Below are 10,914 nucleotides of genomic sequence, written 5' to 3'. Positions count from 1 at the left end.
TAAACCTGACCCACTAATGAGAGCGCCCGTTTTTCAACTATTAAAAACTGGCCTGGTGTCTTATTCCCTGGCTGCCATAATCGTTAATCACGCTGAACTGGATCTGATTGCCAGAAATGCCGGGCGGTAAGCTAAATGCAGCCACTGCGCCCGGTGCCACCCAGGAGGCCTCCTCCAGTTTTTTACCCCCGACGTTTATGTCATTAAAGTTAATGACATAGGGTGTAGGATTAGAGACCTGGATTTTATTTCCGCTGCGGGACCAGGTTAATTTATTTACCTGATCCTCCGGCGTTGACGCCTTCAGCTTTTCCGGACGATAAATAAGCTTGATGCGTGTCTTCACGGCAATCTGCAATGAATTAACCTGTTTCGTGGCTGACGGTATCGCTTTAATGTTCAGCCAGAACAGACTTTCCTTATCTTGCGGCAACGAGCCGGTGAGCAAAATACGTTCAATATTCTGCTGACCACCGTTAAGCCTGTAGAGCGGTGGGGTGATGATAAAAGGCGCTTTATTAGCATTACCTTCTGGCATCTCAATCCAGGACTGGATTAAGTAAGGGGCTTCATCCGCATTATTGATGCTGATGGAGGCTTCTTTTTTTCCACCATCAAAAATAACGCGGGTACCGCCAATAATAACCCCGGCAGAAGCCTGTGACAGCGACGCTATAATAACAGCCGCGCTCAGCAGGGCTTTGCTAATAACATTCATTTTGAACCTCTTGATACAAGGGGGCAATGACTGCCCCCACACAACACCTTGCGGAGCGGACTTTTTGCTGCTGAGTAATTAGTTATAAACAACAGAGAAGTTAGCGACGGAGTTTGCAGGACCGGATGTTACCGCTGCCGCCGTTGAAATATACTGCGCATAGAAATCCAACGTATTGTCAGCACTGCTGCTTAACGAATAGTTGTAGCTATTGCTGCTATGCAGCGGCAGGTCGGCTTTATCAGCAGTCATCAAATTGATGGCAACCCCGGTTGCGGCACCGGCGACGGACGTATCAATCGCCAGCAGATCCGTATTGGTCATATCGGGTGTGCCGTCAAAACGGACTTTGGCACTGGTCACGGTTACCGGGCAATTCTTCAGAATAATATGGAATTTCGTTGCCGCCGTTCTTGAGCCGGTGGTTGGAAATTCTGTTTTATAATAATCACCTAATACCACCACCTGGTTTTGAGAGGCCACCGCAACATCGCAGGCTGAATCCAGGATGTTGCCATTAAAGTTTACGGTGCCCGCAGCCGCAAAGGCATTGCCCATCATTAAGGCGGAACCTGCCGCTACCATTGCTAAAATAATATTCTTTTTCATCATCATCATGTTCCTGTTTACTGGATAACTTTATTTATTATTGAAATTCACGTAGCAGAAAGCAGATAAAAGAATCAGTTAACATTCTTTTATTTCCCAATCGATGGCATAAGGTCTTTCTGACTGACTGGATAAAATTTATATAATCATTTTCCTGAAAACAACTTTTTGATGGTCTAGCTGTAGACTGTGATTTAACGAAAAAACAACATTTATCACCGCAGAAAATTATCGAATAGTGAGCGAGTCTAATTGTAGACCCGACACACTTTCTCCTTTGATTCAGAACGTTAGACGCCTGAGATCCCCCGGTCTACTTTTAGACCTGCGGGGAATATTCCCTGAGTTCTTCATTTTTAAGATAATTCCATTCGCAGATCAAAAATTGATCATACAAAGCGTCGCTGTGAGGTATCTTATGAATACGCGTTTAACCACCCAACTGAATAATCACCAGTCCTCAGTTCTGGATTTAAAACCGTTCGCCCATATAGACACGCTGATTAAACATGTTTTGCCCGTGGCCAACAGAATGATCATCGGCCGTGGCGAAACGGTACATTATTATAAAGATGATATTCGGCAATGCTTTTTGCTTCTCCAGGGGAGCGTGGCGCTTCATCGGCGCGGCGACGGCATTGTTTTAAACTCTGAATCGGCCCCTTTTATTCTCGGTGTCAGCAGTCAGTTTTCCTCTGAGCACCTGTATGTCCGGGCGCTGGAGACCGCAGAGATCGCCCGCGTGCCGCTGGAGAGCTTCAATCAAATTGTGTCGCAACATAATTTATGGGAGCACTTTTCTAAGCTGCTTATTTATACCGCCTCGCGGGTCTACGAACATTGCGCACAAATATCGCAAATGTCGGCCTACGATATTATCCGCTTCCAGCTTGTAGAACTGATGCAGGAACCCGACGCAATCCGGTTAAATACGACGGCGGCAGCCTACATCAAAAGCCGGACCTATCTTTCACGCAGCGGAATTATGCGTATCCTCTCGGAACTGCGCACCGGGAAGTACATCACCATGGAGCGTGGCGTGTTGCTCGACATTCATCATCTGCCACGAAAATATTGACCGCCGCCGTGCCGCCAGAGACGATAGACGCTATACTTAGCCAGGTTTATTTAAAGGTTAGCAGCGACCATGTCCCTTCCAGAAAAGCCTCAACGTGGCTCACCCTACGCGCAAGAGCTTATTTCTCACTTATTGCCTGACTGTACGACACGACAAACCGCTCGCGGCGAGCGACTTGACCTTCAGATCGATGGTCAGGGAATGTGCTATTTAATTCTTGAGGGGACGGTCGCTATCTACAGAAGAAGCGACGATATGATGCTCTCCACGGCCCGCAGCCCCGCCCTCTTCGGCCTCGCTAATCTGACCGACATTTATTTTAATGACTACCTCAAGACCGTAAGCCCTTGCCTGATAGGCACGCTCACCGCCAAGCGGGTTAATGACATCATCAAAGAAAAGGCCTTGTGGGGGCTGCTTTCAAAACAGCTCATGTTTGTTTATAGCCGTCTTTATAACAACGTGATGCCTCAGGGGGCACCGACGGCGTATGAGATGATTCGCCAGCAGCTCATAAAGCTGATGGAGGAAGATGAGAGCTATCGCGGCAGCGTGACGGCGGAAAGGTATATCAGGGAGAAAACCCAGCTCTCCCGAAGCGGGGTCATGCGTATTCTGGCCGATTTAAAAACCGGCGGGTTTATCGAAATGGAAGAAGGCCGTCTCCTTAAAATCAACAAACTTCCTGCCAGATACTGAATGTCAGGCACAAAAAAGGCCGCAATTGCGGCCTTTTCAACAACACTCACTCAATGGACGTGAACGCCCAACCGCCAGGCAAAGTAGATCTCTTCTTTCAGTTCATTCGAAGAGAGCGCCAGCAAATCTGTAAATTCCAGCTCAAGCTGTTTCAGCTTTTTCAGGTACTGCGCCGGAGACAGGTTGCTCTTATCGCGACGTAAATATTCAATTGCCAGCTGTGTTGGGGTTATTTCAGTATCCATGATGTCCTCGCTTATGTACAAATCCTGACCAGTATATCACAACCTGCTGGCTAGTTTTTGACCAAAGGCAATTCATCTGAAAACTTTACACGACCGCCGTCGTCAGACGCGACGAGCAGCATAGGCGATCCTGCTCATCGAGGATATCAATCTGCCACACCTGGTGACGGCTGCCGGCATGGAGCGCGCGGCAAATACCGCGTACGCGTCCGCTGCGCACTGAGCGAATGTGGTTGGCATTCACCTCAAGCCCGACCACCTTCTGTTCCCCTTCGGTGCAGAGATACCCTGCAACCGAGCCCAGCGTTTCGGCCAGCACCACGGACGCACCGCCGTGCAATAAACCAAACGGCTGATGAGTCCGATGATCGACAGGCATTGTGGCCTCAATATCATCGTCGCCAATGCGGGTAAACTGGATATCCAGCAGCCCCACCATATTCCCCTCTCCCATGGCATTCAGCGCCTGCAGCGTGACGGCACGTTTCCAGATCATCCAATTATCTCCAGTAAAGCCTGTAATGGGTGGCGTACGCCGTTACCTTCTACCCGTTTCACCTGGCTGCGACAGGAGTAGCCCGTCGCCAGACAGCGGTTTCGCGGCAAACGCTGCATGGCCTGGTGCCAGGACAGCTCATAGATGCCGAGCGAACTGGCGTGGTTTTTCACTTCATGACCGTACGTACCGGCCATCCCACAGCAGCCCACGTTAACGCTCTCCAGCTTCGCCCCGAACCGGGCAAAAATGGATGCCCATTGCGCCGGGGCGCCGGGCAGCGCCGTCACTTCCGTGCAGTGGCCGAACAGATACCACGGTTCACCGCTGACATCCTGAATCGCGCGCGCTTCCAGGGCTGCCGGCAGCCACTCATGCACCAGCATGACGTGGAATTCGCCGCGCTTATCACCCAGCGTCTGTTTATATTCATCGCGATAGCAAAGCACCAGCGCCGGATCGACGCCGACCATGGGTATACCCAGTTGCGCCACACGGTTTAAGAAGTCAGCGGTTTTCCGCGCGGTCTTCGCAAAACGCGTCAGGAAGCCTTTAATGTGCTGCGCCTTGCCGTTGGGCGAGAACGGCAGAACCACGGGCTGATACCCCAGTTTTTCGGTCAGGCGGATGAAGTCCGCGACCACCTGGGCGTCGTAGTAGCTGGTGAACGGATCCTGCACCACCAGCACGACATTCGCTTTTTGCTCGGGGGTGAGCGCCTCAAGCTGTTCCAGGGTCATGTTTGCCGAGCGATGCCCGACAAGCTGGCGCTGCAGAGACGGCACCGACAGCAGCGGCAGATCGACCATACCGATATGCTTTTCGGAGAGCTTGCGCACCAGCGGCTGGTTGATAAAGAAGTTAAAGGTCTTAGGCGCGCGCGCCATCAGCGGTGCGTAACTTTCCACGGTTGCCACCAGATGGTCTCGCACCGGGCGCAGATAGCGCGTGTGGTAGAGCTGCAGGAAGCGCGAGCGGAATTCCGGCACATCGATCTTAATCGGGCATTGCGTCGAGCAGGCTTTACAGGCCAGACAGCCGGACATCGCCTCTTTCACCTCATGGGAGAAATCATACTCGCCCTTACTGGCATGCCAGCTATTGCGGGTGCGCTCAATCAGCGAGCGCAGGCTGGCCCGTTTTTCCGGTATCTGCTGCTCCAGCCTGAGCGGATCAACGCCGCGATCGGCCAGCAGGCGCAGCCATTCGCGCACCAGGGTCGCCCGCCCTTTCGGAGAATGGATACGGTTGCTGGTGATTTTCATCGACGGACACATCGGGCTTTTCACATCGAAGTTAAAGCACAGACCATTGCCGTTACACTCCAACGCGCCGCGCCAGGAGGCACGTACCGCAATTGGGATCTGCCTGTCGTAAGTCCCGCGTTTTACGGCATCCACCTGGCGCATTGGCGCATCCACGCCTTCAGGCGGGCAGATCTTTCCGGGATTGAGGCGGTTATGCGGGTCGAAGGCCGCTTTGACCTTGCGTAATTCCGCATAGAGCTGTTCGCCGAAGAAGGCCGGGCTGTATTCCGCGCGGAACCCTTTCCCGTGCTCCCCCCACAGCAGACCGCCATATTTGGCGGTCAAGGCCACCACATCGTCAGAGATCTGCTTCATCAGGATCTCCTGCTGCGGGTCGCACATGTCCAGCGCCGGGCGCACGTGCAGCACCCCGGCATCGACGTGGCCGAACATGCCGTAGCTCAGGCCGTGGCTGTCCAGCAACGCGCGAAACTCAACGATATAATCCGCCAGATGCTCAGGCGGCACGCAGGTGTCTTCGGCAAACGGAATCGGCTTCGCTGCGCCTTTTGCATTGCCGAGCAGGCCCACGGCTTTTTTGCGCATCGCATAGATACGCTCAATACCGGCCAGATCGTTACAGAGCTGCCAGCCAATCACGCCGCCTTCACCCTGCGCAATAAGATCATCCAGACGCTGGCAGAGCGTCGTCACCTGGCTCTCAATCAGTTCCGCGTCATCGCCAGCAAACTCCACGATATTGAGACCCAGCATCTCTTTATCCGGCACGTCGGTAATGAGCTCCCGCACGGAGTGCCAGACAATGTCCTCCCGCGCCAGATTCAGCACTTTAGAGTCGACGGTTTCTACCGACAGCGCCTGCGCCTCAACCATAAACGGTGCATTACGCAGCGCGGAGTCGAAGGAGTCATATTTGACGTTCACCAGGCGACGCACCTTCGGTAAACGGGTGATATCCAGCCGCGCCTCGGTGATAAACGCCAGCGTGCCTTCAGAGCCGGTCAACACCCGGGTTAAATCGAACTGCGTCAGATCGTCGTTAAAGACGTGACGCAAGTCGTAGCCCGTTAAGAAGCGGTTCAGTTTGGGGAATTTATCGAGGATCAGCTGGCGGTTGTCACGACAGCGCTCCAGCACCGTGCGATAAACACGCCCGATGGTGGTGTTGTCTTTACCCAGCGTTTCCGCCAGTTCGACCGGCATCGGCTGGGTATCAAGAATATCGCCACCCAGCAGAACCGCACGCACGCCCAGGACGTGATCGGAGGTTTTTCCGTAGACCAGTGACCCCTGACCGGACGCATCGGTATTGATCATGCCCCCAAGGGTCGCACGGTTACTGGTGGAGAGTTCCGGCGCGAAGAAGTAACCGTAAGGCTTGAGATACTGATTTAGCTGATCTTTGATGACGCCCGCTTCAACCCGCACCCATCCCTCTTCAGGATTGATCTCAATGATGCGGTTCATATAGCGCGACATGTCAATAATAATGCCCTGGTTCAGCGCCTGACCATTGGTCCCGGTGCCGCCGCCACGCGGCGTAAAGACCAGAGAGGCGAACCGCTCTTGCGTGGCCAGCCGGGCAATCAGCGCTACGTCGGCGGTTGAACGAGGGAAAACGACGGCATCGGGAAGAAGCTGGTAGATACTGTTATCGGTGGCCATCGTCAGCCTGTCGGCATAGTTCGTGGCGGTATCACCTGTAAAACCCTGTTGCTCCAGTGCCTGCAAAAAATTAAGCACCAGTTGAACGACGCCAGGTGCCTGAGAAATCTGTGGGATCATTACTGTCGACCCTAATTAGAGTAATGTGAAATCGTTTGCGTTGTGTCTGGAAAGTTTTATCACATTTTTTTCTTATGTGCTTCGTAGAATTACGGGCAAAATCCGCCTGTCAAAAACCGCTGAGATCATTAATGATTAGAGAGACGCGGTTTTCCGTTCCCGCCAGCCATACTGGCGTTCTTTTAAGGAAAGTTTTATTTATGGTCAATGTTCGCCAGCCCAGGGATGTTGCGCAAATTTTGCTGTCGGTGCTGTTCCTGGCCCTCATGATTATTGCATGCTTGTGGATCGTTCAACCCTTTATTCTCGGCTTCGCCTGGGCCGGAACCGTTGTGGTGGCTACCTGGCCTTTGCTGCTGCGTTTGCAGAAACTGCTGTTCGGCCGTCGCGGTCTCGCCGTACTGGTGATGACGCTGCTGTTGTTCCTGCTGTTTATTATTCCGATTGCCTTGCTGGTTAATAGCCTTGTGGACTCCAGTGGTCCGGTGATTCGTGCCGTTACCAGTGGCGATTTGACGCTGCCGGATCTCGCCTGGCTGAACAGCATCCCTGTTGTGGGTGCCAAACTCTATAGCGGCTGGCACAGCCTGCTGGAGATGGGCGGCAGCGCGCTGATGGCGAAAGTGCGTCCGTATATTGGCACCACCACCACCTGGTTTGTGGGTCAGGCGGCCCATATTGGTCGCTTTATGATGCACTGTACCCTGATGCTGCTGTTCAGCGCCCTGCTCTACTGGCGCGGCGAGCAGGTGGCGTTAGGCGTTCGTCACTTTGCCACCCGACTGGCGGGCAAACGCGGCGATGCCGCCGTGCTGCTGGCGGCACAGGCCGTGCGCGCCGTGGCGCTTGGCGTGGTGGTAACGGCCCTGGTACAGGCGGTGCTGGGCGGTATCGGCCTGGCGATTTCCGGTGTCCCGTACGCGACCGTCTTTACCGTTGTCATGCTGATGACCTGTCTTGCGCAACTGGGCCCCTTACTGGTGCTGGTTCCCAGCATTATCTGGCTTTACTGGACAGGTGACACCACGTGGGGAACGGTTCTGCTGGTGTGGAGCTGCGTGGTCGGCACCATGGATAACGTGATTCGCCCCATCCTCATCCGCATGGGCGCAGACCTGCCGCTGATTCTGATCCTCTCCGGGGTGATCGGTGGGTTGATTGCCTTCGGAATGATTGGCCTGTTTATTGGCCCGGTACTGCTCGCCGTGACCTGGCGTCTGTTCTCCGCCTGGGTGCATGAAATTCCACCGCCGGAAACTGACCCGGACGTGATTCTGGGCGAACTGGAAGAGCTGGAAGAGAAGAACACGCATTAAGTTTTGTTGCCGGGTGGCGCTAACGCTTACCCGGCCTACATTCTTCCCCATAATACTTAAACGCTGCTAAAGTATTTATTCGTTGTACACTGGTCAGACCCGCCCTTTCAACAGTAAGTCTGCTATAAACCTCAAGAAATCTTTACTTCTCTTTAACTATTGAGACGAATCTGATCGACGCTAAAAGCGCACATGCCTACTATTAGCTCACGGTTATAGATCAACACCTTGATTTATAAGCATGGAAATCCCCTGAGTGAAACAACGAATTGCTGTGTGTAGTCTTTGCCCATCTCCCACGATGGGCTTTTTTTTATCCTGACTACGCGCGTGTCACTTCACAGGTACTGATCATCCGCCATTCAGCAGGTACAACCCGCGTCTCCCCGGTGACGTTGACCGACACGATCTCACGGATGTCCGCCGACGATGCGCCAATCTGCAGTTCAAACTCACCCGGCTCAACAATGCGCTTGCCATCACGACGGGTGAAGTTAAACATCTCCACCGGCAGCGTAAAGTTCAGCGTGGCGGTCTCCCCCGGCGAGAGCGTGACGCGCTGGAAGGCCTTCAGCTCCTGGAGCGGTCGTACCTGCGTGGCGACCTTATCCCTGACGTAAACCTGCACCACTTCGCTGCCGCTGCGTTCGCCGTTATTGGTGACATCCAGACTGATGACCACCTCGCCGTCGACTGGCACGCTCGCTGCCGCTACCTTCGCGGCTCCCCAGCTAAATTGCGTCCAGCCGAGACCGAAACCAAACGGATAACGTGCACCGAAGTGGAACGCGAACGGCGTCCCGCCGCTTTTCAGCTTGTGATTGTAGTAATACGGCATCGCGCCGGCGCTTTTCGGCATGCTCACCACCAGGCGCCCCTGCGGCTCGGCGCGACCGGTTAGCACGTCCGCAATCGCCCAGCCACCTTCCTGCCCTGGCGCCCATGCCATCATCAACGCCGCGACCTTATCCTCCATCCCCTGCAGGTTGTAGGGACGCCCGCCGGTCATGACAACGATGACCGGTTTTCCGGTTGCCACCAGCGCGTCCAGTAGCTGTTGCTGCACGCCGGGCAGGTTTAGCGAGTCGGTATCGGAGCCTTCCCCTACCGTGCCGCTCTGGAACAGCCCTGCGAGGTCGCCGACGCAGGCCACCACCACATCACTCTGCTGCGCAGTGTTTACCGCCTCGGGGATCAAGGCGGTACTCTGCGAAACCGGTGACTGCTGCATCGGTTTACCGCCGCTGTCGCCAGGGAAGACAGGTGCACCCGCCATGCGTTTTTCGATAATGTGACACCCTTTGGCGTAGCGCACGTTCGCTGTGCCCAGGTAATGTTCCAGCGCCGCGCGCGGAGTCGTCACCTGCGAAGTCTCCTCCACCATATCGCTGATAATCAGGTGAACCGGGAAACTGTAGCCGCTGAGCAGGGCCAGCGGATCGTCTGCGGTCGGGCCCACCAGCGCCACGCGCGGTTTTCCACCGAGGGGCAAAATGCCGTTGTTTTCCAGAAGCGTGACAGATTGCGTCGCCACGTCCCGCGCGACCTGGCGGGTTGCCTCGTTTTGCAGATCGATCCCGTTTTCGTCGGCATACGGGTGTTCAAACAGCCCCAGCCGGAATTTTTCGGTCAGCACGCGCCCCACGATTTCATCGACTTTGTCCATGGAAATCAGCCCACGCTCAACGGCCTCTGCGAGGTGTCGTGCGCAGTCATCTTTCGGCAGTTCAACATCAAGCCCGGCGTTAAATGCCAGTGCGGCCGATTCCGCCGCATCGTGGGAAATGCCATGGTGCTGATGCAGCAGGCTGACGCCGCCATAATCCGCGACAATGATGCCATCGAAACCCCAGTGCTCACGCAACACGGTGGTCAACAGGAAGCTGTCACTGTGTCCCGGCTGATTATCAATATCATGATAGGCGGGCATCACCGAACCGGCATTGGCCAGCTTGACCGCCATTTCAAACGGCAGCAGGAAGGTGTCGTTCAGCTCGCTAAAGCCCAGGTGGACCGGAGCATGGTTGCGCGCCCCTTCGCTGAACGAGTGACCCACGTAATGCTTAAGCGTCGCCAGCAGATCGCGCTTGTCGCTCTGCAACCCTTTGACGTATGCCGTCGCCATCACCCCCACCAGCCACGGATCTTCCCCGAAGGTCTCTTCGGTGCGGCCCCAGCGCACGTCGCGGGAAACGTCCAGTACCGGGGCCAGCCCCTGCTGGCAGCCCACAGAGCGCGCCTCTTTGCCAATCTGCTCTGCTGCACGCTGCACAAGTTCAGGGTTCCAGGTGGAACCGTAATTCAGCGAGGACGGGAACAGCGTTGCGTCTTTGCACAGCAGTCCTACCAGACACTCCTCGTGGAACAGCGCAGGAATGCCGAGACGGGTCTCTTCCATCATCATACGTTGCAGGCGGTTCGCCGCGCGCACGCCGGTTTTTGCGTCAACAATATGGGTGCCCAGCGGGCGGGTGATCTGCCCGACGCCCAGTTTTAGCCGTTCCCCGAGCGACGCCTGCTCGCTCACACCGGCGAATTCGTCGCTCAGATCGCTTCTCTCGCGGTGGTTACCGTTTTCGTCGAGGATCAGCCAGTAGGCATGCATCTGGGCGAACTTCTCTTCCGGGGTCATACGCGCCAGTAAATCGGCGACGCGCTCGTGCACGGGACGTCCCGCGTCCTTATAGATAGCTGTCATGT

At 54.9% G+C, this 10,914-nt stretch carries 9 protein-coding genes and 1 other RNA gene; 4 read left to right on the top strand and 6 right to left on the bottom strand.

Going from position 1 to position 10,914, the window contains the following annotated elements; all coding sequences use genetic code 11:
• Positions 1–40: 40 nt before the first annotated feature.
• Positions 41–718: a fimbrial biogenesis chaperone gene (locus BFV64_RS09430; RefSeq protein WP_069601956.1), complete on the bottom strand. Its 678-nt coding sequence runs from the start codon at positions 716–718 to the stop codon at positions 41–43.
• A 78-nt stretch (positions 719–796) separates the two neighbouring features.
• Complete coding sequence (locus BFV64_RS09425; protein ID WP_069602476.1) at positions 797–1,327, bottom strand: fimbrial protein; 531 nt, start codon at positions 1,325–1,327, stop codon at positions 797–799.
• A 418-nt stretch (positions 1,328–1,745) separates the two neighbouring features.
• Between BFV64_RS09425 and BFV64_RS09420 the strand changes: the two genes are divergently transcribed.
• Both BFV64_RS09420 and BFV64_RS09415 read left to right on the top strand, forming a co-directional pair.
• Positions 1,746–2,405 (top strand): helix-turn-helix domain-containing protein, encoded by a 660-nt coding sequence (locus BFV64_RS09420; RefSeq protein ID WP_045282001.1) that lies wholly within the window; start codon positions 1,746–1,748, stop codon positions 2,403–2,405.
• Between the two features lie 69 nt (positions 2,406–2,474).
• Positions 2,475–3,104: a helix-turn-helix domain-containing protein gene (locus tag BFV64_RS09415; protein ID WP_045282000.1), complete on the top strand. Its 630-nt coding sequence runs from the start codon at positions 2,475–2,477 to the stop codon at positions 3,102–3,104.
• Positions 3,105–3,154: 50 nt separating this feature from the next.
• Here BFV64_RS09415 and BFV64_RS09410 read toward each other — a convergent pair whose 3' ends face one another.
• The 3 genes from BFV64_RS09410 to ydiJ form a co-directional block, all read right to left on the bottom strand.
• Positions 3,155–3,349, bottom strand: a complete 195-nt coding sequence (locus BFV64_RS09410; protein WP_003857766.1) for a YdiH family protein — start codon at positions 3,347–3,349, stop codon at positions 3,155–3,157.
• Between the two features lie 85 nt (positions 3,350–3,434).
• Positions 3,435–3,845, bottom strand: a complete 411-nt coding sequence (gene menI, locus BFV64_RS09405) for a 1,4-dihydroxy-2-naphthoyl-CoA hydrolase (RefSeq protein ID WP_014883516.1) — start codon at positions 3,843–3,845, stop codon at positions 3,435–3,437.
• Complete coding sequence (ydiJ, locus tag BFV64_RS09400) at positions 3,842–6,898, bottom strand: D-2-hydroxyglutarate dehydrogenase YdiJ (protein WP_045281999.1); 3,057 nt, start codon at positions 6,896–6,898, stop codon at positions 3,842–3,844. The genes menI and ydiJ overlap by 4 nt, the downstream gene beginning before the upstream one ends.
• A gap of 200 nt (positions 6,899–7,098) precedes the next feature.
• Between ydiJ and ydiK the strand changes: the two genes are divergently transcribed.
• Both ydiK and rprA read left to right on the top strand, forming a co-directional pair.
• On the top strand, positions 7,099–8,214 hold the full coding sequence (gene ydiK, locus BFV64_RS09395) for an AI-2E family transporter YdiK (protein ID WP_014883514.1): 1,116 nt from the start codon (positions 7,099–7,101) through the stop codon (positions 8,212–8,214).
• A 209-nt stretch (positions 8,215–8,423) separates the two neighbouring features.
• An RNA gene (gene rprA, locus BFV64_RS09390) (antisense sRNA RprA) lies at positions 8,424–8,531 on the top strand.
• A 5-nt stretch (positions 8,532–8,536) separates the two neighbouring features.
• Here the strand turns inward: rprA and BFV64_RS09385 are convergent.
• Positions 8,537–10,912, bottom strand: a complete 2,376-nt coding sequence (locus BFV64_RS09385) for a glycoside hydrolase family 3 N-terminal domain-containing protein (RefSeq protein WP_069601955.1) — start codon at positions 10,910–10,912, stop codon at positions 8,537–8,539.
• Between the last annotated feature and the right edge of the window lie 2 nt (positions 10,913–10,914).

It is taken from the genome of Enterobacter kobei (assembly GCF_001729765.1).
Classification (GTDB): domain Bacteria; phylum Pseudomonadota; class Gammaproteobacteria; order Enterobacterales; family Enterobacteriaceae; genus Enterobacter; species Enterobacter kobei.
This window is presented reverse-complemented; position numbering and strand designations above follow the sequence as displayed.

Bases quoted from the DNA above. Each gene is read 5' to 3' on its own strand.
- BFV64_RS09430 (WP_069601956.1), bottom strand. From the start codon at position 718: ATGAATGTTATTAGCAAAGCCCTGCTGAGCGCGGCTGTTATTATAGCG.
- BFV64_RS09425 (WP_069602476.1), bottom strand. From the start codon at position 1,327: ATGAAAAAGAATATTATTTTAGCAATGGTAGCGGCAGGTTCCGCCTTA.
- BFV64_RS09420 (WP_045282001.1), top strand. From the start codon at position 1,746: ATGAATACGCGTTTAACCACCCAACTGAATAATCACCAGTCCTCAGTT.
- BFV64_RS09415 (WP_045282000.1), top strand. From the start codon at position 2,475: ATGTCCCTTCCAGAAAAGCCTCAACGTGGCTCACCCTACGCGCAAGAG.
- BFV64_RS09410 (WP_003857766.1), bottom strand. From the start codon at position 3,349: ATGGATACTGAAATAACCCCAACACAGCTGGCAATTGAATATTTACGT.
- menI (WP_014883516.1), bottom strand. From the start codon at position 3,845: ATGATCTGGAAACGTGCCGTCACGCTGCAGGCGCTGAATGCCATGGGA.
- ydiJ (WP_045281999.1), bottom strand. From the start codon at position 6,898: ATGATCCCACAGATTTCTCAGGCACCTGGCGTCGTTCAACTGGTGCTT.
- ydiK (WP_014883514.1), top strand. From the start codon at position 7,099: ATGGTCAATGTTCGCCAGCCCAGGGATGTTGCGCAAATTTTGCTGTCG.
- BFV64_RS09385 (WP_069601955.1), bottom strand. From the start codon at position 10,912: ATGACAGCTATCTATAAGGACGCGGGACGTCCCGTGCACGAGCGCGTC.